Below are 23,968 nucleotides of genomic sequence, written 5' to 3' on the forward strand. Positions count from 1 at the left end.
AATCCGATGTTGTCTTCAGTGTCACGCCGATCTGGCGAGCATGCTCGAAAGTTCAGCAGCGCAAGCCTCGCCGAAATGGCCGAAATTTGCCCATACCGCCTCGCGCTCGTTGCGAATTCTGTCGGGCCACTCCGTATCGTGTTGCGAGAGTTTTCTCAATCCATCAATGATCTGATACACCTCCGGATCGACCACGGTTCCGATGCGATCGCGGATGGAGAGCTCGATCGGCACCGTTCCGACAGCCTTCCAGCCCGGATTGAGAACCTTCGACGCGACATCGACATAAAGGACAGGCCGTTCGCGCATGAATGCAAACTCCATCGCGAAGCCCGAATAGTCCGCAATCATCATGTCTGCCGTCCAAAGCGCCCGGCTTTCCTCAACCGAGCTTTCGAGGACGAAAGCCTCGTGTCCCTGCCAGCGTTCGACCAGAGGGGCCAATTGTGCGTCCCCCATAATGAAAAACGAAGGGTGAGGGCGCAATGTCACCCTGTAGCCTTCCGCAATAAGCCGCGCAAGCAGCGGCTCCCCGATCGTCTCGAGAATGTTGCCTTTCCCCCAGGACGGGCCGATGAGGATGTGCTTCCCAGCATCGACGGATGATGCATTGCCGGGGCGGGTCTCCATGAGCCGTTCCGCTTTGCCATATCCGATCAGCACCGCGCGCCGGTCCGTTCTGCCTTCCAGGCGGTTCATCGCGTTGACTTCTGCGACGTGGTGCGGGCCACAGCAGAATATGTCCGTGTAGGGAGCGAATGTCCCCGCGGGATAGACCATGTGCAGGCTGACGAGCGAGTGGGGGACAGCGATCCGGTGGATGGCGTGACGCGGCATGTGCTCTGCGCGCAGCCCGGTCGTTGCCGTCACGATCGCCCGGGTGCGCAGCAGCCTGAACAGCCGCGCCGGAAGATTGATGTAATCCGACCCTTGCGGCGTGATGAGATCTGGGCCTGCAAACGCGCACGCAAGGCCACACGCGCGCGCCGCCTCGTAGGCCGGGATGACCCATTGCAGGTCAACCTGGCTGCCGGCTGCGAACATCACGTCATAGCGCTCCCCGAGGCTGTGACGCAGGAGGGCGGCAGCCTGGCGAAACCCTTGTCCGCTCATCGCGTATCTAAAGAGCTTTCCGGCCACCATCTGGAATTACCTTGTTTTCAATCAGGATTGCATTGATGTCGCGAAGTAGCAGCGCATAGCGCAAGCAACCCAGCCACGAGAACAGCATGAAGCCTGTCCATGGATTGTGCAACGCAATAGCGACGCTGAATGAGAATGCTGAAATGGCGAGGTAGTGCAACTGTGTCTTCAGTTCGAAATACTGGCGATTGAACGTGTTGAGGGAGACCGACAGTGGCGTCAGATAGATCATGGCGCCGAAGAAGGGCGCGAAGATCATCGAAATCCAGCCGGCGATCATCCATTGCGGCCCGAGAAGTAGACGGAAGCCGATCGGATAGCTGACTGCGATTCCAAGCGTTGCGGCGACCGCGGTGAGGAAGATCATCCGGCGGGCGCGCGCGAACTGGTTAAAAAGTGTCTCGTTCTGGTTTCGGACGGCCTCCGTCAACAGGCCGTAGAAGACCTGGTAGAGGGTCCCGCCAATTAGGCTGACAGGTCCGAATCCGAAGCGCAGGACATAGGCATACTGCGCCGCCAGATCGGGTCCGAACCACTTGCCGATCACCACGACAGGCACGTTGTAGGCGATCAGGTTGAGAACGTTCGATGGCATCAGGAACAGCGGCGCATTGGCCGCTTTGCGCAAGGTGCCGATCATCGCCCGCCACGAGTCATATGCGGCAAGTTCCCGCAAGGGCAGGCTGAAGGCCGTGTAGGCGAGGCCGAGCGCCGAAACCAGTCCGGCCTGCCAGGCGATCATCAGATTGATATCGTGCCGGCCGGTGATGATGAAGGTCGCGAGAACGCCGCTCATCAGCAGCGCCGGCAACAGCCTTGCCGCCGCCACGCGATGAAACTGGTTGCGACGCACGTTGTACATCTCGCCAAGCCGCTGGATGGCGGCGCCGGCAATCCAGGACGCGATTGCGGCCCAATGATCATAGCCCGCCACGTAGGCTGTGGCCGAAACCATGAGCGCCATGGGGATGGGGAGCAGGGCGACCGACTTCAGATATGGCCGGATCTCCTCATCGGCCACCGCAGGGACGAGCATCTCGTAACCCAGCATGGCCGCTGGCGTCAGCGTGCCGATCACCGCGAAGAACACGCTGTAGACGCCGACATCTGACAGCGGATAGAACTTGGCGAGCACAACGAGGTTGAGAAGCTGGATTGCCTGCGCGACCATCGTCCCCGTCGTCAGCGCGCCCATGCGCCGCAGGAGCGTCGACTTCCTGAAACGCTCGATCCATCCGGGGATAAGGGACAACACGGTCATGGCAGCCTTCCGGGGATCAAGCGCACAGGCGCGACAGCACGCGGTCGCGCAATGTCCGGTGCATGGTATAGTAGTGGCCAACGTGATGCGCCTGTTGGGTCGCCGGCAGTGCGGAAAGACCGTGTTCGCGTCCGGGGCCTTCCAGCACATCAATGAGAAGCGATGCCCTCAGATGCGGGTCGTAGCAGTAAATGAGGGCGTTGTAGAGCATGCCCGGGTCCGCGTTAAGGTCGCGCCAGCGCGGCAGTGGGTATTCGGCCGTCGCAATCAGCTGGCCAGTGTCGATCCCGGCATCCATGTAAAAGCAGCTGGCCCCGGGTTTCTCGCGTGCGACGATGGACCAGAGAAGGCCGTCCGAGCCTTTGACATGCGGTACGACGCCCGGATGAATATGCAGGATCTTGAAGCCCTGGTCGAAAACCGCTGCGGGAACGCGCCCTCCCGAGCAATAAAGGAACGCCTCCGCGCCGCAGTCGTTCATCGCCTTGCGCAGCCGGGGGTCTGAATAGTTCCTCACGGTGACATAGACGACACGTTCGGCGAAATCCTCGAACCGAGGTTCATGGCCGGGGTTCAGCTTGATCGCGCAGTTCTCCTGCAGCTTTTGCACCAGGTCGCCCGCAATCCGGGCTGACCTGTTCCTCCAGCGTCTCAGGAGCTTGGCTGCTAGATGCGTTCCGAGAACGCGTTCGAGCTTGGCGGCTTTCGTCCCTTCGCCGACATAGTCGACCGCCAGGATGACTGCCGGCCTGAGGTCGCGCGCCTTGAGCGCGCGCAGATAGGCCTCGGTGACCGGACAGCCGCCGCGAAATGCCAGGATGCCGAGGGGAATCATCTTCATCACGTGCGCTCCATGGGGATGAGCGTGTCGAGCGTCGCCTGGGCGAGAGTTGCCAGCTCCTGAGATACCCTTGCGCCGAATGGCAAAGGCAGTTCGTCAATCACCTTGAGCGCGGAATTGAGAAAGCGAGCGTCGCGCTCGTAAAGCGAGGCCAGAAGCATGACGGCGCAAAGCTGGTTCACGCCGGCCGCCGACAGGGGCGTAGTCGTCGCAGGGCGGGAGAGGTCGCGTTCATAGCGTTGATAGAGCTTGCGCGCGACCTCGATCTTGCGGCGGAGCCTGTCGAGTTCGGGCCCCGAAAGCTGGTTGAAGGCCGAATGCGCCCCCCCGGCAAGCAGGCCTTCCAGATCCAACACATCCGGCGCGGCTGCCTCTGCGTCGTGGGCTGGGTCCACCGGTGTCGATGGGCCGACGGCGATGATCCGGTCAACGAGTGCCCGCACGCCATGCTCCAGCTCGGCTTTAGGACCGGGGACCCTCATGCCTTCACATAGGTCATGGCGATGCGGCGTTGCACGGCGTCGTCCTCGCTCACGTCGCTGAAATAGAGGGAGGCGTCGTAATATTTGCGGGCGAACGAACGCAGCGACCAATGCAGGCTCGAAGGCCCACGGTCCCAGTGAAAATAGCCCTCGTCGAAGCGGGCGCGCGGTTTCAACCTGGCACCTGCCGCAGCATCGTTGAGGTGGGCCTCGGTGTACTGGCGCAGGTAGGTGTAGTCATCGAACATCCAACGCAGCATCACCGTGCGGGATGCTGGGCTAAAGGAAATGTAGAGCAGACCACCCTCCTTGAGGAGCGGCGAGAGCTTGCGCATCAGTTCCGGCACATCAAGGCAGAAGCCGATGGCAAAGCGGATGAAAATGAAGTCGTAGGGTTCGCGCCCTCCATGGGCCTCGACCTTGGACGTGATGTCGTCCGCGTTGAAATCGTAGGTGAATGTCTTGAGCTTCAGGTGATCCGTCATCGCGCGTGCGACATCATCGGCGAAGGCAGAGACGAGCACATCCGCGCCGGCTTCCGCCAGGTCGTAGGCGAAATAGCCGGGCTCGCCGCTGATTTCGAGGACGCGCTTACCTTTCCAGCTGTCCAGCAGGCCTTCGTTTTTGAGTTCGGCCGTGACCATGTCGGATTGGCCGCCCCAGGGGCCGCGATCAGGAGAGGTCAACTGATCCGAATAGTAGCGGTAGAAGTCGACGCCCTGTTCCTTGCGGGCCAGCGACTTCAGGAACCCGTTCACCTTCGGCACGGAGCCGAAGACGCTCAGAAGCGCGCCGGGGACAACCTCATGCGGATAGCGGGTCTTCTGGTTGCGCGACGAGCAGCCGCATGCCGCGCAATCATACCAGGTCGACTTGTAGGTATCGACGATCCGAACGGAACCCACCTTGCCGCAGATCGCGCATGCGGTATCTGGTGACGTGCGGGGATTTGTCATGCCTGCGTTTCCTGTAGATTGTAGAATGGCGCAAGCGTGCCGTCGGCAGCCATGCGATGATAAAGTTCCAGGTCGGTGACGCTGTCCACTTCCAGCCAGCCATTTTCGGTCGGCGCGACGCGCACATCCCATCCCTGGTCGATCTGGTACTGGATGAAGCTCGTCATGTACATGTTATCGAAGTCCTTGCCGTCATAAATGGCGGAGCGGTCCATCGTGTGGTAAAGCTGTTTCAGCGCGTGCACCTGGTCTGCGCGAATCTTGATCAGGCCGATATACTGGCCCTCGATATCGGCATAGGTTCTCGGCTTCTTGCCCAGTTCCAGCAGGCGTCCCCCGGGGCCGAGCTTAAGCGTCTCCGCGTCGGTCAGCGGATCATCCAGGCGCAGCTCCCAATACCGCCGCCATTGACTATCGATCACCACCGTCACCGGAGCGTCCACCTTCAGGAGCGTCGCGAGAACCCGGGCTTCATAGACGATGTCTCCGTAGCAGATCAACAGGTCCTGCGTCTCGTCCATCAGGTGCTCGGCTGAGAACAGCGTGGCGACCATGTTGGTGGCGGCAAAGCGAGGATTGACGCAGGTGGCGAAGCCGGCTGCGGCGATCTGGTCGGCCCGATAGCCGCTGACGACTGTGATGTCGGAAATGCCTAAGGCGCGCAGCGTGGCAGCCTGCCGTTTGATGAGCGGCCGACCGGCCAGCTCGACCATGCATTTAGGACGATTATCGGTGAGTGGGCGCAGCCGTGTGCCCTGGCCAGCCGCGAGAATGAGAGCTTTCAATGGCGGTCTCCTGTTCCGGCGACCGATCGCGGCGGAGTTACCGGCGATCGGGTCGGGACTTGCTGGATGAAAATGAAAACCAGATTGCCGGTATCCCAGCCGGGCCGACAATCGCGATGCCATCACGGCTTCGGCGCAATCTGCCGCATCAGGTACAGTTCGCGTGTTCCCTTCGCCATGGACCGGCAGCCATCCCACGAGAAATGGCCGCGCATCTCCTCGAGCGCTGAATAGAATTCGGCATTGCCAACATCCGCCGAGTGCGACTCGAAGATCAAGAGCCCGTCGGTCTCCATCATCGCATGGATGCGCAGGAGGTGGTCCTGCAGCCGCACGCGATAGTTCTCGTCGTCGGTCCAATGTGTCGCAAACGACAGGACGACGGAGTAGAGCCGTTCCGGCTTGTAATCGAGGAACGACTGCGCAATCAGTTTCACGCGATCGCTCATCTGGAGATAGTCGGCGCAATATTGCCCGACACGGATCATGTAGGGATTGATGTCGATGCCGTCGGCGCTGCACCCTGTGCGAAAGGCGGAATAGATCGCCATGAAACCGCAGTTGCAGCCGATGTCGAGAACATGGTCGCTCGTCTTGATCAGTTTCGCGAGGTCGTAGGCGTCGAAGCGTTCTTCAGTGCCGCGCTCCCCGAAGACCTGCAAGATGCCGAGCGACTGATACGGATAGCCATGGAAGTAGGAATAGCTGTCATATTCCCGCCTCTGCAGGTCAAGCTCGTGCCTGATCTTCTTGTGCAGCGTGGGCAATTCGATGACGAAACGGTCGGACGTCTGGTCGATCGTGTGCATCTCCGTCAGGCGAACCAGCTTTCGCGCGGATACGATCATGAAGACGCCGGCGCGGTGCATGAGCGATGCCGCCGTCACCATGGAATGCCGGATGAACTGTTTGATCTTGGTCAAAGTGCGTCGCGCACCCGAAATCTGTTGGGTCATTCCGGACTTTCCAAGTTGGATGGATCAGGGTCAAGTCCGAGCGCCTGCGCCAGGAATGCCATGGCCTTGCCAGACAGGCTGTGCTCGCGCTCGGGATGCCAGACAATGCCGGTCACGGCATTGTCGCTGGAATAAAAGGCTTCGATGGAGCCGTCCAGGGCCCAGCCGGCGGAGTTAAGGCCGCTCGCAAGGCCATCACCCGGAATGGCCCAGCCGTGATAGCTGTTGACATCGGCCGGACGATCCCATGCGGCAGGCAGACTGTCATTCCATCTGATCGCGTGACGCAACGCGACATGGTTCGAAATCCGCTCCAGCCGTCCGCCGGACAAAAGGTTGATCATCTGCGCGCCACGGCAGACGCCCAGCACGGGAAGGCCCTTTTCGCGGCAATAGGCGAAGGCCTCCGCCTCAAAATGGTCGCGCTCCGGCGCCGGATCCGACGCTTCTGGCAGGGCCGTCATGTCGTTACCGCCGGTCATGATCAGGCCGTTGATGCCCAGGGCGTCCAGATAGCGCCGTGGGTCGTGAACCGCGTTGGCAAGCGGCACCGGGCAGGCGCCCAGCCGCTCGATCAGCCCCGCCCAGCGCTGGTCGAGCATGTCGCGACGCTCCGTGATGCCGGGTATCGTATGCGCGCGCTGGGTAAGGCCGATACGTTTCATGGCTCAGGCTTGCACTTCGATTTTGCGGGCGGCGCAATCCAAAAGGATCATGCGCGCGGCCGACAGGCGCTCGAAATAGGATTCGCCAACCCCGATTGCCGCCGGAAGGCCGAGTTCGGCCGAGCGGATGGCCATATGCGAGTTCGCGCCGCCATACTGCGTGACAAGGCCGCCGATGCCATGGGCGAAGAGCCAGTCATAGCCGGGATCTGCACGCGGAATGACGACGATCTTGCCGGCAAGCGGCTCGGTCGTGCTCGCCTCGCCATCGGCCATGACGACGATCTCGGACGAAAGCCGTCCCTGTCCGACGAAATTCGGTTCGCTCGAGGGACGTTCGAAAGCCTCGAAATCCTCGACGCGGGTGATCAGCGGCGGCAGCTCGATCGCGCAGCGCAGTTCATATTCGCTCGCGCCTTCCTCGGCTCGCGCGGTCAGCCAAGCCGTGATGTCCGCCGGATGCGCGCCGACGCGCAACTTGTTGAGATCGCTCACGTCGACATGCGATAGTGCCTCACGATCGATATGGCCGATCTGCCCCATGGCCGTCAGCGCGGCGCTGAGATTGCGGGTGAAGAGGAATTTCGCATATTCGCGCCCGGCAATCGCTCGCCTGACGAAATGTTCGAAACCGTCGACGCCAACCGTGATCCCCAGCGCCTGAAGCTGTTCTTCGATGCGGCTGCGGATGGCCGGCGACCATGTGTAGGCTGCGGACGGCGCGCGATGCGGCTTGATCATCGGCTTCAGGTAGCGCTCGGGATCGTCCGCATAGGCGTCTGAGGTTATTTCGTAGGTCCCGGGGCGCAGATGGCCATAGCGGCTCGCAAAGGTCTCGAATGGAAGCGTGCCAGCGTGAACGCTGCCGCCATCCTTCTCGAACATGCCCGTGACGGTTTCCAGCGAGCCAAGGAATGCGCTCGTATCCTGCGACGTCGTGAGGCCGATGCGCTCCAGAGAGCGCAGTAGGGCCATGGCCACGAAGGCGCCGCGGGCAAGGTGGGCAAAGGCGATGGTCCCGAAGCGGCTGCAATCGTCCAAGAGTTCGAAGGCGCGGTCTAGCGGGGCCATCTGCCGAGCCTGCAGCGCCGCATAACGCGCTTCGAGAACCTCAAGCACCGCGTAGTCGCCCTCGACGCGAGCAATCGCCTGGTTTGTCAGGTCCAGGAGCGCCCGCTTCAGGCTTGCCACCTCCGCTGCCGAAAATCCGTTCGCCGAAAGCCTCTCCGCCGCCAGGCTGTCGAAGTCGAACACGAGACAGGTGAAGGCGATGTCGAACTCAACCTTGTCGTGAAGCTCGGGATGCCGTGTCAGGCGCATGAGATAGTGGTTGACCAGCCGCGTTGCCAGGTCGTCATCGAGCGCGGCCGGAACAAACGAATTGAAGCTCGCCCGGATATCGACATAGGGGTGTCCGGCGAAGCTGACGATCAACGGGCAGGGCCGAACGTCCCGGTAGCCGTATTCCGCCCGCTGGCGCGCCCATATCTCGTCTGTGATCAGTTGCCGGTAGAGCGAAAGAGCGAGATTACGCGGCTTCGTGCCGACGATTTCCGCCGGGTTCCAGTCGGTCATGATGCCGAAAAGCGGCCTTTCACCGACAAGGCGGCTGCCGCGGGTGGAGGCCGCGTCAAACCAGCGCGCCGCCTGATTCAACGCCAGATCGATATTGTCGTCGGACACATGGCTTGCCTTGTGGTGCGCAGCAAGCGGCCGAAGCTGGAGGATGTGAACGACGCTCTCCGTATCCATCGCGAATTCGATGTCGAGCGAGGTATGCCCGACAAGATCTTCAAGTTCTGCGACCGAGCGGACGACCTTGGCAATTCGCGGATCGAGCCGTTCGGCGGAAGCGAGGCGGCTGCGGCGGACAAAGAGCGTCCGCAATTCCTGCCGCCCCCCGCCTGTCACGCTATCGGTCCTCGAACTGCTGTCGTCATAGTTCAGCACGTGATACGGGGCTCGATGCGTCAGCGTCCGCGTGAAGGCGACTCCGCTCAGCGCGACATCGCGCAGCATTTCCTGCACGAGAACCTGGTCGGTCGCCACCGACGAGCCGTAGCTCGCGATGACGCGCTCGATGGCCTCGCCGGTCTTGCCTGTGTTGGAGGAAGGTACGTTCAGGACACTCTCGTAGCTGCCTGCATTCGACACGGCCCAGCCGTCTTCCGAATGCGCGCTGCTGCGCACGATGACGGCGGCGCCGCCAAACTTTGCCTGGATCGCAAGTAGCACGGCCTGCGGGTCATTCTGCCAGTCGCCGGCGGTGAAGCTGACCTGCACGCCGATGACGCTGGTTCGCACCAGCGGGCGCAGGCGCTCGAGCGTCTCCGCCTTGGTGCCGAGGACGAAACGCGCGAGATCCTGCGGTGCGTTCAATTCGGCCCATCGCCCGCGATTTTCAATGACGTCGACCTTGAGCCCGGCATCGACGAGCCGGTTGATCAGGCCAGGCATGTCGAGCCTTCCGAACCGGTCGAGGTCCTCCTTCACCGCCATTGCCTTGATGGCGGCAACGGCGTGGCCCGAGAACTTGAAAACCCCGATCAATTCGCCGTCGGCGTTTGCCACGTCGAGCGCACGCCCGACCTCGACACGGCCTGCGTTATTAACACAAAGCTTCTCTGCGCTGGCGATGTCCTGGGGCGAAYGGCCTTCATACCGATTGCGCCAGAGGCGATCGACGCAGAGAACAACGTCCGCCGTGCTGCCGACCAGGTCGTCGACGATTTCCGGCGAAAACACCGTATCCGAATAGCAGACATAGGCATCGCGGTTGTCTTCAAGCGGCGCCGAGAGCAGGGAGCCGGTCGCCGAACTGTTCTTCCAGTCCGAGTTCACTGAGAAATAGATGTTTGGGTACTTGGCTATGACGTCCTGCAGCCGATAGCCGCCGACGAAATGAAATTCAGCGTTCTCAACGCCCGAGAAGGCCTCCATCACCCAGTCGAGAACCCGACGCGAATTTCCCGGCGCCTGCACCAGCGCCGAAGGATGCTCGCCCGAATAGGGTTTTCCCGCCCCTAGTATGATGACTTGCGGCTGTTTCAAAGAGTACTCCGACAAATTGTCGGTCCCAGTTAGCGCGGGACCGCATGCAATGGTTGGCTCGTCAAATCGTCTTCAGCGCAGCGGCAACGCGCGACTGTTCCTCGGCCGTGATGTACGGGCTCATCGGTAGGCTGAGGACTTCGGTCGCGACAAGATCGCCGATAGGCAGGTGGGCGTCCGGATTGGCCACTGCCGGCTGCTTGTTCAGCGGCATCGGATAGTGCACGGCGGTCGGAATCCCCGCGGCCTTCAACACTTCCTGCGCGCCCGCCCGATTGGCGGCGCGGATCGTGTACTGCGCCCAGGCGCTGACATTGTGCGGCGCGACCGATGGGATCGCCTTGAGATTCGCGTCGCTCAGAAGATCGGCATAACGGCCAGCCGCTTCCTGACGCTTGGCCATCTCCTCCTCGAAGACGGTCAGCTTCTGCATGAGGATCGCTGCCTGGAGCGTATCGAGCCTACTGTTCACGCCGACGCGGATATGGTGGTAGCGCCGGTCCTGCCCATGACGGGCAATCTGCCGGATCACCTTTGCCAGCTCGTCGTCATTGGTGAAAATCGCGCCGCCGTCGCCGTAGCAGCCGAGAGGCTTGCTGGGAAAGAAGCTGGCGCAGCCGATCGTCGACAGGTTGCAGCTCTTGCGTCCCTTGTAGGTCGCTCCGAAGCTCTGCGCCGCATCTTCGATCACGGGAATGCCGTGACGTTCGGCAATCGCGTTGATGGCGTCGAAATCGGCGCATTGACCGTAAAGGCTTACGGGAATGATGGCCCGTGTCTTCGGCGTGATGGCGGCCTCGATGAGAGCGGGATCGAGGTTGTAGCCGTCTTCCTGGATGTCCACATAGACCGGCTTCGCACCGAGAAGTGCGGAGGTCTCGGCCGTCGCTATATAAGTGAAGCCCGGCGTGATGATCTCGTCGCCCGGACCAACGCCCAGTGCCATCAGTGCGATCTGCAGGGCGTCGGTTCCGTTTGCGACACTGACGCAATGGCGCGCGCCGGTAAAGGCGACAAGCTTCTCCTCAAGCTCGGCGACCTCGGGTCCGAGGATGAACTGACCATGGTCAAGCACCCGCTGGATGGCGAGATCCATCTCGGGCTTGAGGCGCTTGTACTGGCTTTTGAGATCGATGAATTCCATTGCGAACCTTCCAGGAGTCTTCAGTTGATGGCGATACAGCGGCCGTCGCGGAGTTCGTATCTTTGGCCTGTATGTTCACAGACCATTTCCGCGTCGCCGGTCAACGGCAGGTCGAGGCGCTCGCCGAACTGGCTCATCCAGCCGATCTGTCGGGCCGGCACGCCAACCATCAGCGCATAGTCGGGCACGTCGTGGTTTACCACGGCACCGGCACCGACAAAGGCAAACTCGCCGACGGTGATGCCACATACGATGGTGCAGTTGGCGCCGAGCGTTGCGCCGCGCCGGATGCGCGTTTCGCGATATTCGCTCTTGCGCTCGATCAGGGCGCGCGGGTTGAAGACATTCGTGAACACCATGCTCGGCCCACAGAACACACCTTCCTCAAGCGTGACATTGTCATAAACCGAGACATTGTTCTGGATCTTGCACTTGTCACCGATCGAAACCTTGTTCCCGACGAAGACATTCTGGCCGAGGGACACCCCCGAACCGATCTTCGCGCCCCCGCAGACATGCACCCAGTGCCAGATGCGGCTGCCTTCGCCGATTTTGGCACCTTCATCGATGATCGCGGTCGGATGAACAGTGAACGACATGTCAGAGTTCCAGCGGCAGTGAGACGGTCTTTCCGTCGCGCGCGGATCGGTAAGCGGCAATCAGCAGTTCCAGCGACTTTAGGCCCTCACGGCCATCCGTATCCGGCTCGTGTCCATGCTTCAGAACGTCCACAACATTCTTGTAGTAGAGCGGATGACCGAAGCCATAGACGGACGTCGTCTGGTAGCTGGCCGTCTCGATGCCCGTGTCATAATCCTCAGGTTCCGAGAACTCCCACATCTCGATTTTGTTGACCGCGACGCCGCCTATCCGAACGGAGCCCTTCTCGCCGAGGATCGTAATACTGCCCTCGATATTGTTGGGATAGGCGAGCATGGTCACGCTCATGGATCCCAGTGCCCCGCTTCTCCAACGGATGTTCATCACGCCGGTGTCCTCGACTTCGATGTCGCGATGCGTGCTGGTCATGCACTGGACCTTTTCGACTGGCCCGATCAGCCAGTCGAGGAGATCGACATAATGGCTCGCCTGGTTCATGAAAGCACCGCCGTCAAGCTCCCACGTGCCACGCCATTTCGCCTGATCGTAATACGATTGCGGGCGGGCCCAGAACACGTTGATCTGCACCATGTGGATCTTACCAAAACGCTTCTCCTCGACCGCGCGCTTCAGGAGCTGCAACGTCGAATTCCGACGGTTCTGCTTGACGACGAAGAGATGCACACCGGCCTCGTCGCAGGCTCGCACCATCTTGACACCGTCCGACCAGCGGGTCGCCATCGGCTTCTCCGTCATGACGTGGACGTCATGACGGGCCGCGAGCGCGGCCTGATCGGAATGGATGCCGCTTGGCGTGCAAAGCGCGACCACGTCCGGCTTGATCTCTTTCAGCATGTCGCCAAGGTCGCGGTAGCCCGGCACGCCATATTGCTGTGTATGAGTGGCAAGTACCTCGGTATCGATGTCGCAGACAGAGACGAGTTCCATCTCGTCAGCGTGCTGTTCGATGGAGCCAAAATGGTTCTTGGAGATGCGACCGCATCCAACCACTGCGATCCTGATTTTCCGGCTCGTTATGCGCTGCATTTTGTCCACGTAAATTGCCTTGAGATAAAGAAATTAAAGCCTGAAGAGGGTGAAGCCCTGATCTGCAGCCTCGTGACGGTCGAAGAGCGACTTGAGGTCTGCGAGCACGGGCTTGTCGCCTCGGCACAAGGTGCGCAGATCCGCCGGTGACATCGCCCGATATTCGTGGTGTCCGACGGCAACTACGATCGAATCCACCGGATTATCCGGCGTGATCGCATCGAGCTTGATGCCGTATTCCCGTTCGACTTCCTCGTGATCCGCCCAGGGATCATCAACCACCACCTTCGCGCCCCATTCCTTCAGTTCGCGAATCAAGTCAATGATCTTGCTGTTGCGGATATCCGGGCAGTTTTCCTTGAATGTCACGCCCATGACGCCGACTGTGCTGCGGGGCACGTCTATGCCGTTCTTGAGCATCAGACGGATGAGATTACGAGCTGAATAACGTGCCATGTTGTCGTTAATACGTCGTCCGGCTAGGATGACCTGCGGGTTATAGCCGACTTCCTCAGCCTTATGTGTGAGGTAATAGGGATCGACGCCGATGCAGTGTCCACCAACCATGCCGGGTCGGAACGGCAAAAAGTTCCACTTGCTCCCAGCCGCCTCCAGCACTTCGAGTGTGTCGATACCCAGCCGGGCAAAAATGATGGAAAGTTCGTTGACGAATGCGATGTTCAGGTCGCGCTGGCTGTTCTCAATCACCTTCGCGGCTTCGGCAACCTTCAGGCTGCTCGCCTTCCAGGTCCCGGCTGCGACGATGGACCCGTACAATGTGTCAACCAAAGTGGCGACGTCCGGGGTGCTGCCACTTGTGATCTTCTTGATCGTTGTCAGCGTGTTGACCTTGTCCCCGGGGTTGATTCGCTCGGGGCTGTATCCGCAGAAAAAGTCCTTGTTGAAGACCAGGCCGGAGGCCTTCTCCAACGCGGGAACACAGATTTCCTCCGTGCACCCCGGATAGACCGTCGATTCATAGATTACGATCGCGCCCGGCCGCATGACGGAGCCGACCGTCGTGCTTGCGCCGATCAGCGGGTTGAGGTTCGGGCGGTTGGTCTTGTCGACCGGCGTCGGCACGGTCACGATGAAGATATCGCAATCCTTCAGCGCTTCCATGTCGCTGGTGAAGACAAGTTGGGAGGCCTCCCGCAGGCCCTCTTCGGTCACTTCAAGCGTTGAGTCCTTGCCGGCCCGCAGCTCCAGAATTCTCGCCTCGTTGATGTCGAAGCCAATGACCGGTCGCTTCTTTCCGAACTCCACAGCCAGCGGAAGCCCGACATACCCCAAACCGATGATGCAAATCTTGCTCTCTGCCATATCGCGTTTCTGTCAATGCGGTCCGACGGCTGCTGTCCCCAGAAGGGCATTCCGGTCGCCGGCACCTAGTAATTTCGCGATGTCCCCCGGACCCCGCGCGAAACGAAAGGTTCATCTCTAACGAAAGGCCATTGCCCGCCCCGCAACGATCACCACCACGGTGTTCTACGGAACGGCGCGAGCCGACAGCCAGGCCACGATCTCAGGGCCCGCGGCTATATACTCTTGAACCAAAGGGCACTGCAAGCGCTCAGGCAGCTCCAAATGTCGTGTATTTTCCCATGGCGCACACCCGTGTGAAGCCATAGCGCATATCTTCAATGGGGAGGCAGGGCCCTTGCCATGCCTTTCGATGACCGCAAGCATCCCTTGGGCCACTGTCTCCGAGGGGCGATGTCACGTTGCTTCATCGCTGATCAAAGAAGCCGCGGATCTGCAACATCAGGCACACGCGCCGGTCACAGAATTCCAGTGCGCCAAGGCGCGGATTCGATGGATGTGAGTGGCGCGAGCTRCTCGCTCTAATGCTCTACTGCGAAGAGGTTTCTGACCGCGGAAAAGATCGGTACAAAGCTTCGCAACCGCCAGCTGATCGAAATCCCTGCTTCATTCGTTTTCGTTGTCGCAGCCGCGAGGTCTCCGCCCGGTTAGTGATGATGCCTTTGGTCTCTTGGTATCGAAACCAAGGTGCTGCAAAAAAGATCCGAGCATCAATGTGAAGTCGGTACAGCAGCCGATGTCGCTTTTCGTCATCGCTGCGAATGAAAGGTCCTCATTAGGTGTGAAGTTTGTATTCTGGTTGATTGACACCCCCTCTTTTGTATCGTTCGGAGCACGGTTGCCGAAATCAAAAAGGCCCCAACAACCAGCATAGCCCCAATTGCGAGGTCTTTTCAGTCTCCATATCGTCGATAATTGGCGGCCATCAGTTTAAGTTGTGACCACATAGCCGGTATCGAGGTCGACGACTTCTTAACGCGCCGGATTTCGCTGCTTGGATTGTTCTTTGGCTTGATCGCGATACGCTGATCACCTGAACACTTGCCGCCCGAGCTTCTCCGTTGGAGACTCACATACCCCCTCTCTTCACTGGGGAGGCGGCTATCCTGACCGTGTCAACCTGGTTGAAGGCGGCTCGTTTTCGGCGAGTGAATTTCCGGCCAACGGGGGGAGATTGCGCCGCCTTCGGTCGCGGCGATTATCCCGGCCATGATCGCCCCGCCCAGCACGATGACTGCAATCGCTTTATAAACTACTGGCCAGATTCGTTCGAACATCAATGCCATCTATAGCCAGACCAACCCGAGTAATCCATCAACTAAATGGTGAAAGCAATCTGGCCTTGGAGGCATTACTGCGCTCGGCAATTTGTAGGCAGATGCCCGATCCTCCTGCTGACCGGGCCTCCCCTTTGCCACCTCGCCGGGGCTGAGCATGGCGGTGGGTCGATTAAGCGTGTCACCGTTTATCGTAGATCCGGGCCGCTCCACTGGGCGACTTTTCACTATCCGCGCGCGACGGGCGCGCCAGCCGCCTTGGGACTAGCTTAAAATCAAGTGCATCCAGAGCGACAGCTCCGCCATCGTCGGGTGGGAACAGTCGATGGCAGCGCGGCGCGTTGGTTCTTCGCTGCTCGCCGCGTGGAAGCGGCAAACCGGTTTATGTCGGCTCGATCGGGATCGGCATCAAAGATAGCGAAGCGTAGAGGCTTCCGGGACTGATGGACAAGCTGAAAGCGGCGAGGGGGCCGGTGGTCTATAGCGGCGGCGGCAGACACATCACGCGAGTCACTGCTCCTTCATCGCCCGACGACACCTCAGCAATCGGTGAGAACAGGTACTCCAATATGTGCCGGCTGCCCGTCTTGGCCTCGACCGACACGGCCACCAGTGTACATGACTCAGATCTCACCTAGCTACTGATGTCGTTTTTGCAAGATAAGAGGAAATCATGGTGGGCGATGAGAGACTCGAACTCCCGACATCCTCGGTGTAAACGAGGCGCTCTACCAACTGAGCTAATCGCCCGCGATGCTCTGCGTCATCGTTCGGTGCAGCGTCTCTAGCGATATTGAGAAAGAACCGCAAGCCTCTTTTTAAGTTTCCGAGCAATTTGCCTGTGCACGCCGCTCTTCCCCACGGGGGGCATTGTCTGTAGAGGTGCGTCGGTCAGAATATGGAGCGAAAATGACGACGCGCGAGCAGCGACTGGCCCTTCGGCAAAGCACCCCCCGGACTTTTTTAAATTACGCTCACACCGAACAGGCGAGGCTGCTGCCTGACCGCGGCAAGCTTCTCGACAATCTGCCCAAGGGCGGGATTGTGGCCGAACTCGGCGTTGCAGAGGGGGAGTTCAGCGAGCAGATTCTGGCCCGTAACCAACCCCATCAGCTCTATCTCGTTGATCCCTGGAATATGGACAGATACTCTGAAGGCSTCGAAATCATCAATGGCAAATTTGGACAGGAGATCGCCGGGGGCAGCGTCGTCATTCGCCAGGGTACGTCGCTCGATAAGCTGTCTGAATTCGACGACAGTACGTTCGATTGGGTCTATATCGACACCGATCATTCCTTCGCGCTGACATGGCAGGAGCTCCTGCTGGCGGACCGCAAAGTAAAGCCGGATGGCAGGATCGCCGGCCATGATTTCTGCACTGGTAACACAGTCAAACCGGTCGTTTATGGGGTTGTCGAGGCGGTCAATAAGTTCTGCGTGGAGTATGGCTGGCGCTTCGAATTTCTGACGCTCGAGCCGGATGCTCACTTTTCCTACTGCCTCGAGCGTATCGGCACATCGCGATAGCCGTCAGGAGCTTACATATCGATCGTGCCAAGCTCCTGCTTGGCTTCCAGATACCACTCGACGAAAGCCTTGGCGCCGAGTTCTAAAGGGGTGTTCGGCTGGTAGCCCGTCAGGGCCATGAGAAGGTCAGGGCTTGCAAAGGTTCGGGGCACGTCGCCCTTCTGCATGGGAAGCATGACGTGCTTTGCTCCGTGCCCGATGGCATTCTCGACCTTCTCGATGAAGTCCATGAGGCTGACCGGTTGCCCGCCGCCGATGTTGACGATGYGGAAGGGGGCCTGATGCGAAAGGGTTTCAATTCCTGTGTCAGTGACGCGGTTTGTTTCTGACGGAATGACGTCCGACAACCTGACCACGGCTTCGACGAGATCGTCGATATAGGTGAAATCGCGGCTCATATTCCCCTTGCCGTAGATCTCGATCGGCTTGTCCTCGATCATATTCTTGACGAACTTGAAGAGCGCCATGTCGGGCCGGCCCCACGGGCCGTAGACGGTGAAGAAGCGGAAGGCCGTGGTCGGAATCTTGTAGAGATGTGAATAGCTATGCGCCATCAACTCCATCGACTTCTTGCTGGCAGCATAGAAGCTTAATGGCTCGTCGGCGCGGTCGGTTTCGCGGAAGGGGACGGTCGTATTGGCGCCATAGATCGAGGAGGTCGAGGCAAGCATGAGATGGCGAAGCTCGATACGGCTTGCCAACTCCAGAATGTTCCAGGAACCCTCGATGTTCGAACGCAGATAGGCTTGCGGGTTTTCGATGCTGTAACGCACGCCGGCCTGAGCCGCCAGATGAATGAGAACCTCCGGCTTTGCAGTTGAAACGGCGGCTTCCAGCGCTGCCTTGTCTTCGAGCATGGCAACGACGGGGCGGAACGCAGGGTACTGCGTCAGCGCCGCATGACGCATCTCCTTCAGCCGGACATTGTAATAGGGTGTCAGCCCGTCGAAGCCCGTTACCTCATGCCCGTCCTGCAACAGCCGGCGAGCCAGATGGAAGCCAATGAAGCCTGCCGTTCCCGTAATGAAGTAGCGCATTTCTACCTTTTTCTCGGGTCTCCTGCCGGTGGCAAAGGAACCGAATCCGTATTTGATCGCTTCACTTACCGGATAGATGCTCCCGAGATCAACAATCACCTGGATCTTCGGGCTTTTAAGCGGTCCAAAACTAGGACACAAACCGTGGCACTTCAGCTATAGGATTCGCTGTCAGCATTAGTCTCGCGAGCAGTCCGCTCGAATGTCTCCAACTCCGCGGCAATGTTTTGCTATCGGCCGCCGCATTAGAGGAGGCGTTCCTCACAGATAGACGCGACCGATGCCTGCAGTGCCTGCACTCGTTCGACCAACCATCCAAGTTCCTCCCTGGTGATCGAATAGTTCGGCGAATAGCGCGCCTCGACATATGCGCGGGAGAGAAGCTCGAAACGACGACGGGTCATGCGGCTATCACGCGGCCAGGCGTCAATTAATCTCTTGTCGAGATCTTCGGCCTTCGAACGTAGCACTTTTATGCGATGCGATTTGTGGCTGTAGAGGGTTAGCGTCAGCAGAAGGCAATGATAGGCGCGCTCGGTTGCCTGATGAAGCATGAATGCGCCGTCTCGCCAGATGTTTCGTTCGAGCATCAGTTGGGCTCCGACGAGGGCCTCCTGCGACAGCTTGTACCATTGCTCGAAATTTTTCTGCGCCTCAGCTTGCGCCTCTTCCTTGGTCAGCGGCCTCGGCTGGGCGAGGGGATTGCCATCTTCCTCGTAGAGAACCTTTCCATCTCTTTTGATATCAACGAAGAACGGCCGGCCGCGCGATAGTTGTTGGTTGACGTCATGCAGACTATGGATAATCGGGATGACCGGCGTTTCGATCCGGTGGCCAATCTGCTCTCGGAGGAGCCGCTCATCCAGGCCAAGCCACAGTTCCTGCTCCTGCGCGAAGGCCTCTGAATTGACGACGATCAGGATATCGTAGTCGGAGCGGTAGCCGCTCAAACGGTCCTCCACCCAGTCGCCGCGCGCATAGGATCCGTAGAGAATGACCTTCAGAACCTGGCTGTTGGCCCGCTTGGCCGACAGCTTTGTGGCACGGAACTGCTCGACCTCGGAAAAGATGATTTCGAGCACACGGGCGAGCTCGCGCCGCTTGGCTGCCGGCAGATGGTCGAGAGTATCGGTCAAGGTAAACGCCGCGTCAAAATCTTCGGTAGGAATCGTATCCATCGTAACGGCTCACCCGATGTTTCGCACCCTGTAATTTCTACGCGATTTTTTCCGACTGAGCAACCACAGATAGATTTAGGGGCTGTTGTGATCCTGGTTTTCGCATCTATGTTTTTGGAAGCTGAAACTTGTACCAGAAGCGACGCGAAACGACGCGAGTGTATGTTCCTTTCGGATTCAATACCGAAATCCGGATTGCCTGAGTGTGCCTCATCGCTTGAGCACCCAAACGGTCTTGCCGTTCTGTGACGCTTCGATGCCGGCTTTGGTCCGGGTCAGTTGAAGGCATTTTTCAGCATCTCCCGGCCGCGGTCTTATGCAAATCCCGTCTGGAGCGGCCCTCCATGTCGGATTTATGCTCACCAGGCTGTCGCTGATCGTTCCGCCGCCGTCCGGACGAAACACGAGGATGTTTGAGGCTTTCCGTTTGACGACGACCATCTCCCACGGCTTGCCGTCGGCGATGACGCTGGAAAGAGGTTCTTCGGCTCGCGCCGGCGTGCCGGCAAAAATCGTAAGGACGAGCAATGGCATGAAAAATCGGTGAGAAGAGCGGTCGCCTGGCAAGCGAACTTTGCGCATTACGTGTTCCTTTGGGTGAGTACCCTCTGATGGCAGGGCGTGGTCGAGGAAAAAAATTGAGCGGGTGGAAACGAGGCCATGCCTTCGGCCAGCGGTGATGTTGTCGCGATATTCTTCAACGTGCTCGGCAATGTCATCACGAGAGATATTTTGATTTGTTAAGCGCGCCGGTCGTATATTTCCGCATGACCGTCGCCTCGCGGGCTCATGCGGCATCTCTGCGACAGTGCGGGCGGGCACGATTGCCGCGCACGGGAATGTCCTAGCTGGCGTTTCGCCATCGTCATAGCGCAAGCCGTTCCGAAATCAGAATGAGCATCACGATCGGACCGCCGAGAAGGGCACCGAACAGGATCGTCGCGAAAAGCAGGTTTGCGAGCAGGTGAAGCATGGTCTTGCGCGTCATGGCTGCACGCCGACCCGTCTTGCAGGTTCAAACCGCACGGGCTGCAGTTTCATATCGGCCATTCGCACCTTGCCTGTCCAGACATCGACGATCCCGCGGTCCCTTCTGAAAACGAGGATGATCAGCCATTGTCTTGTACCGAGCGTGCCGCATGTCGCATCGAAGATCATGAAGGCTATTTGAATGGATCCTATAACCAGCAGCGCCGCAGCTGATCTTACTGTCCGTTGCAAAGCCATAGCTCTGTTCCAAAAGATGAGGTCGGATGAGGTCATGTCCTGCAGTTTCCAAGTTGCGTGGCTTTTCATTTGGGCTTCGACAATTGCGGAAACATGACTGGGTTTGCTTTTCTGTGTGTAATGCTGCCGCAATGCGAAAGGAACGGGTGGGTCGCATGGAGCGCATGGAGAGGTCATGGGACTGCCGAGCGCACCCAGGAAATTGTCAGATGTCGGGTTCTGGTCATAGGTGTTGGTSGCGACGACGACCTGGGTCGAGGAACCGGGCGCCTGCACCGACTTCTGCGTCACTCGGCCCGTCGGGTCGTAGCTCAGCAAGGCGACGGCACCGCGGGCATCAACCTGCGAGGTCAGCCGGTTTACGCCGTCACACCCGGCCGAGCTGATCCTAGGTGTAATTTAGAGAGTTTTCTAGCGACCTCACTCTGCCACCGTGCAGGCCGCTACTCACCCCTGATGGGATCTCAAGGCGAGAGATCGAAAAAATCCGAAAACTCGGCAGGACTATTTTGGTGTTTAGTTGCGAGCATTGGCCGGCTTGTGCAATGAAGCGCCAGCTTTTTCGGCTGCCGCCTGCAGACGCTTGTCCCTCGTCCATAACGCCGCTCGCCGATCAAGCAGTATCGAGGCGAGCAAGTGGGCATCTGTATAGCTGATGCCCATACTGAAAATGCCGTGATGATCGATCATTGTCATCACTTCGTCGTGCGTTGCGACGAACACTTGGCGCTGGGCTTCCAGAAACGTTATCACGCGCTCGCGCTCGCGAAGGGTGCCAAGCGTCAGTTCGCCAACCACAGCCGGATGGCAGAGTAGACGATCGTCCTCAATGATCGTCCGAAGCTCCGCATCAACATGACGGAAATGATCGATCCATATAGAAGTGTCTGCCAGTATCACTTGGCCGCTGCGCTCCGGCGACGTGGAGCCGCCTCTGCATCGGGCATAGTTCCGCCGAGCGCGATGAGGCGTTTTCCGGACTCTACTCGGACAAGCGTCTCCAACGCCTGGCGCACGAGAGCAGCGGTTTCTTTTGTGCCGGTAAGGGACCTGGCCCTTTCCATGAGAGCATCGTCGAGATTGATAGTCGATCGCATCGTTTCTTATCCTTGTCCTGATGCTTCAAATAGCACCATTTGGTGATAATATCTACGCCTAGGTCCCCGTCGATATTTCCGGCGTCATGACAAAAACCAAGCGGCCACCTGTCAACCGAGATTGCCCGATCTGACCAGCATGCTCAACGCGATCGTCAGCGCTTACGATCAAAGTCAGATTGAGGAACACCTACCGAGGAATTGAATGTGCTTGGAGTTCCTCTTGTGAGGGGCGATGGTTGCGTTTTGTAACCATTTCCAAGCAGTTTAGATGCGAGCCAATGCCCTTGTGGTACAGAACAAGAGAGAACGAGGTGCGGCGTAACCTCCTGGCAGTTGCCAGGGAGAGCTGCTATCTAGCTCGGGGTCGAAGATGCCTCCGAAATGTGCGATTGAAACCTCCTTTAGCCGCTGGATCCGAAGGTGACCAGCCACGGAAGATCGCGGATTAATCTATAATTCTTGTAGATAAATATTTTCGATCTTGCGTTGTAGCGCGATGACTTTTCCTTGTTTGAAACGCGGTCGGCAAACTTGTGCGGCGCAAGCGCGGCTTGATCGCCTCTATAGTGGTTGTTCAAGATATCGCTTTTTGGATTAAGTGAATGCCGCTCCGTACGGGTGTCGAAAATCTTCCCTCCCAGTCCGTCGTTTCCATTGCACGCATTGAATGGCAGACCGTTGCCTTGGCGCTCGTCATCTATGGCGGCTTTCTGGCGCTGACTTGGTTTTGGCAGAAATTGCCGCTCGCTGTCGTGATCGCGCTTGGAAGCTGGTTGATTGCGTGGCACGGATCGCTGCAACACGAGGTGATACATGGGCACCCGACGCGAAATCGGCGTATCAACGATGCGATCGGTTGGCCGCCGCTATCACTCTGGTTACCCTATGCCATCTATCGCGAGACCCATCTGGTCCATCACCGCGACGAACATCTGACTGATCCGATTGAGGATCCGGAGTCCTCATACTTTACCCAACTGGCTTGGAACCGCATGGGCCGCTTCGGCCGCGGTTTGGCTGTCTGGAATACAACGCTATTGGGACGGTTGACCCTTGGCCCCCTCGTCATGATCCTAAACTTTGCGGGGGAAGAGTTCGTCAGGGTCACGGGCGGAGACAGGCATCGTGCGATATTGTGGGCATGGCATTTCGTCGGCATGGCGGTCGTTCTTTATTGGATTGGCGCAATTTGCCAAATCCCGATTTGGCTTTATCTGTTGGGATTCGTCTACGGCGGCGCGGCCCTCAGCAGGCTGCGCTCCTATGCCGAACACCGCTTTGCCGATCATCACCACGAACGCACGGCCATCGTTGAAAACAGCCCGCTGTTCGGTCTGCTGTTCCTCTACAACAACCTGCATGTTCTCCATCATCAGAGACCCAGCATGCCATGGTATCGGATTCCGCGTCTCTACCGCCGGCATCGGAACCTGCTTGTCTCGATGAATGGTGGTCTCGTCTATGATGGCTATATCGATGTCGCCCGTCGCTTTTTTCTGACATCACATGATGATCCACGCCATCCACGTCACGCTTTTTCAGAACCTTTCGCTCGATCGCACGATGAAGGCGTTGTCACGACGGGAGAGACACAGCTCACCGGGGCATAACGGAACGCAGCGCTTGCCAGGAACGACTGAGAGCACACGTGTTCCGATCGCCAATCGATGAACCAGCGTCGCGGCGTATCATCAATCGAACCTTGGAGCGGGGCGAGCGTTGCTTGGCGATGAATTGCGAAAAGAACGCCATGCCGATCATCCCGCATCACGTGCTGGACTGAAGATTTTGATGCCTTCGACTCGGATCGAGACACGGAGTGGATGTATAAGGGAGCGCAAGCTCGAGCTTATCGAAGCCGTGCAACGTGCGTTATCGGACGCTTTGAAACTGTCAAGTGACGACCGGTGTGTGCGTCTCTTTGAGTACGATGACGACACCATTATCACCCCGCCCGGGAAAGGTTCCTCCTATATGGTGGTGGAAGGTACCCCTCTTTTCCGGCCGTACGGACGACGCCGAGCGGCGGCTGTACGCTGGCTTGGCGAGGGAGCTCTCGCCCCTTGGTATTCCCGCCTCCGATATCAAAACCATCCTCGTCGAAGCGCCGGCCTCAGACTGGGGGCTTCATGGGAAAGCGGCGAGCGACATTGACCTCGGTTACAAGATCGATGTTTAGACCGCCGGCCGATGCGGACCTGCTTTGCGAATCAACGGACAGGACAGAATGATCGGCGGCATCCGTTTCTTCCGACGGACGCTTTCGCATCGGATGCCGGTCATGTCGGGACGCCCGATGAAGTGATTGCGCAGCAAATCTGTGTGAGTGTCTTCGACAAATGGGGAACTCCGGTGTTCGGTCTTCGGC

The 23,968-nt window shown here is 59.0% G+C and carries 23 protein-coding genes and 1 tRNA gene; 3 read left to right on the forward strand and 21 right to left on the reverse strand.

Going from position 1 to position 23,968, the window contains the following annotated elements:
- Positions 1–21: 21 nt before the first annotated feature.
- From AC1D35_RS15360 to AC1D35_RS15425, 14 genes are all read right to left on the reverse strand, one after another.
- Positions 22–1,143, reverse strand: coding sequence for a hypothetical protein (locus AC1D35_RS15360; protein ID WP_477938886.1), 1,122 nt, complete (start codon positions 1,141–1,143; stop codon positions 22–24).
- Positions 1,121–2,404 (reverse strand): lipopolysaccharide biosynthesis protein, encoded by a 1,284-nt coding sequence (locus tag AC1D35_RS15365; RefSeq protein WP_477938888.1) that lies wholly within the window; start codon positions 2,402–2,404, stop codon positions 1,121–1,123. Before AC1D35_RS15365 ends, AC1D35_RS15360 begins: the two co-directional genes overlap by 23 nt.
- Before the next feature lie 16 nt (positions 2,405–2,420).
- On the reverse strand, positions 2,421–3,245 hold the full coding sequence (locus AC1D35_RS15370) for a formyl transferase (RefSeq protein WP_477938890.1): 825 nt from the start codon (positions 3,243–3,245) through the stop codon (positions 2,421–2,423).
- Positions 3,245–3,688 (reverse strand): hypothetical protein, encoded by a 444-nt coding sequence (locus AC1D35_RS15375; RefSeq protein ID WP_477938891.1) that lies wholly within the window; start codon positions 3,686–3,688, stop codon positions 3,245–3,247. Before AC1D35_RS15375 ends, AC1D35_RS15370 begins: the two co-directional genes overlap by 1 nt.
- Positions 3,689–3,723: 35 nt before the next feature.
- The gene (locus AC1D35_RS15380) at positions 3,724–4,683 is read right to left on the reverse strand and encodes a class I SAM-dependent methyltransferase (protein WP_477938893.1); all 960 of its coding nucleotides are present in this window, start codon (positions 4,681–4,683) and stop codon (positions 3,724–3,726) included.
- Positions 4,680–5,468, reverse strand: a complete 789-nt coding sequence (locus AC1D35_RS15385; protein WP_477938895.1) for a phosphocholine cytidylyltransferase family protein — start codon at positions 5,466–5,468, stop codon at positions 4,680–4,682. Before AC1D35_RS15385 ends, AC1D35_RS15380 begins: the two co-directional genes overlap by 4 nt.
- A gap of 122 nt (positions 5,469–5,590) precedes the next feature.
- A complete protein-coding gene (locus tag AC1D35_RS15390; protein WP_477938897.1) occupies positions 5,591–6,424 on the reverse strand; it encodes an SAM-dependent methyltransferase in 834 nt (277 codons plus the stop codon).
- Positions 6,421–7,089 carry a gamma-glutamyl-gamma-aminobutyrate hydrolase family protein gene (locus tag AC1D35_RS15395; protein WP_477938899.1) on the reverse strand — a complete coding sequence of 223 codons (669 nt, stop codon included), beginning with the start codon at positions 7,087–7,089 and terminating at the stop codon, positions 6,421–6,423. Before AC1D35_RS15395 ends, AC1D35_RS15390 begins: the two co-directional genes overlap by 4 nt.
- Before the next feature lie 3 nt (positions 7,090–7,092).
- Positions 7,093–10,140, reverse strand: coding sequence for a PEP/pyruvate-binding domain-containing protein (locus AC1D35_RS15400; protein WP_477938901.1), 3,048 nt, complete (start codon positions 10,138–10,140; stop codon positions 7,093–7,095).
- A gap of 61 nt (positions 10,141–10,201) precedes the next feature.
- The gene (locus AC1D35_RS15405) at positions 10,202–11,284 is read right to left on the reverse strand and encodes a DegT/DnrJ/EryC1/StrS family aminotransferase (protein WP_477938903.1); all 1,083 of its coding nucleotides are present in this window, start codon (positions 11,282–11,284) and stop codon (positions 10,202–10,204) included.
- 20 nt (positions 11,285–11,304) lie between these two features.
- Positions 11,305–11,883 carry an acyltransferase gene (locus tag AC1D35_RS15410; protein ID WP_477938905.1) on the reverse strand — a complete coding sequence of 193 codons (579 nt, stop codon included), beginning with the start codon at positions 11,881–11,883 and terminating at the stop codon, positions 11,305–11,307.
- A 1-nt stretch (position 11,884) separates the two neighbouring features.
- The gene (locus AC1D35_RS15415) at positions 11,885–12,931 is read right to left on the reverse strand and encodes a Gfo/Idh/MocA family protein (protein WP_477938907.1); all 1,047 of its coding nucleotides are present in this window, start codon (positions 12,929–12,931) and stop codon (positions 11,885–11,887) included.
- Positions 12,932–12,964: 33 nt separating this feature from the next.
- On the reverse strand, positions 12,965–14,254 hold the full coding sequence (tviB, locus tag AC1D35_RS15420) for a Vi polysaccharide biosynthesis UDP-N-acetylglucosamine C-6 dehydrogenase TviB (protein WP_477938909.1): 1,290 nt from the start codon (positions 14,252–14,254) through the stop codon (positions 12,965–12,967).
- Between the two features lie 1,951 nt (positions 14,255–16,205).
- A tRNA-Val gene (locus AC1D35_RS15425) sits at positions 16,206–16,281 on the reverse strand.
- A 159-nt stretch (positions 16,282–16,440) separates the two neighbouring features.
- Here AC1D35_RS15425 and AC1D35_RS15430 point away from each other — a divergent pair.
- On the forward strand, positions 16,441–17,058 hold the full coding sequence (locus AC1D35_RS15430) for a class I SAM-dependent methyltransferase (RefSeq protein ID WP_477938911.1): 618 nt from the start codon (positions 16,441–16,443) through the stop codon (positions 17,056–17,058).
- A gap of 11 nt (positions 17,059–17,069) precedes the next feature.
- Here the strand turns inward: AC1D35_RS15430 and AC1D35_RS15435 are convergent, their stop codons facing one another.
- From AC1D35_RS15435 to AC1D35_RS15465, 7 genes are all read right to left on the reverse strand, one after another.
- Entirely contained in the window at positions 17,070–18,095 is a 1,026-nt protein-coding gene (locus AC1D35_RS15435) for an NAD-dependent epimerase/dehydratase family protein (protein WP_477938913.1), read from the reverse strand.
- Between the two features lie 245 nt (positions 18,096–18,340).
- Positions 18,341–19,273 carry a HEPN domain-containing protein gene (locus AC1D35_RS15440; RefSeq protein WP_477938915.1) on the reverse strand — a complete coding sequence of 311 codons (933 nt, stop codon included), beginning with the start codon at positions 19,271–19,273 and terminating at the stop codon, positions 18,341–18,343.
- Positions 19,274–19,483: 210 nt separating this feature from the next.
- Positions 19,484–19,855, reverse strand: coding sequence for a hypothetical protein (locus AC1D35_RS15445; RefSeq protein WP_477938917.1), 372 nt, complete (start codon positions 19,853–19,855; stop codon positions 19,484–19,486).
- A 283-nt stretch (positions 19,856–20,138) separates the two neighbouring features.
- Complete coding sequence (locus AC1D35_RS15450; protein ID WP_477834189.1) at positions 20,139–20,261, reverse strand: hypothetical protein; 123 nt, start codon at positions 20,259–20,261, stop codon at positions 20,139–20,141.
- A complete protein-coding gene (locus AC1D35_RS15455; RefSeq protein WP_477938918.1) occupies positions 20,258–20,818 on the reverse strand; it encodes a hypothetical protein in 561 nt (186 codons plus the stop codon). The genes AC1D35_RS15450 and AC1D35_RS15455 overlap by 4 nt, the downstream gene beginning before the upstream one ends.
- Before the next feature lie 198 nt (positions 20,819–21,016).
- On the reverse strand, positions 21,017–21,400 hold the full coding sequence (locus AC1D35_RS15460; protein WP_477938920.1) for a type II toxin-antitoxin system VapC family toxin: 384 nt from the start codon (positions 21,398–21,400) through the stop codon (positions 21,017–21,019).
- Positions 21,397–21,597 (reverse strand): type II toxin-antitoxin system VapB family antitoxin, encoded by a 201-nt coding sequence (locus AC1D35_RS15465; RefSeq protein WP_025430588.1) that lies wholly within the window; start codon positions 21,595–21,597, stop codon positions 21,397–21,399. The genes AC1D35_RS15460 and AC1D35_RS15465 overlap by 4 nt, the downstream gene beginning before the upstream one ends.
- Before the next feature lie 605 nt (positions 21,598–22,202).
- Here AC1D35_RS15465 and AC1D35_RS15470 point away from each other — a divergent pair.
- The gene (locus AC1D35_RS15470) at positions 22,203–23,210 is read left to right on the forward strand and encodes a fatty acid desaturase (protein WP_477938923.1); all 1,008 of its coding nucleotides are present in this window, start codon (positions 22,203–22,205) and stop codon (positions 23,208–23,210) included.
- 320 nt (positions 23,211–23,530) lie between these two features.
- Positions 23,531–23,779: a tautomerase family protein gene (locus tag AC1D35_RS15475; protein WP_477938969.1), complete on the forward strand. Its 249-nt coding sequence runs from the start codon at positions 23,531–23,533 to the stop codon at positions 23,777–23,779.
- Positions 23,780–23,968 lie beyond the last annotated feature (189 nt).

The sequence above is a fragment of the Rhizobium sp. P1_E6 genome (genome assembly GCF_056405875.1).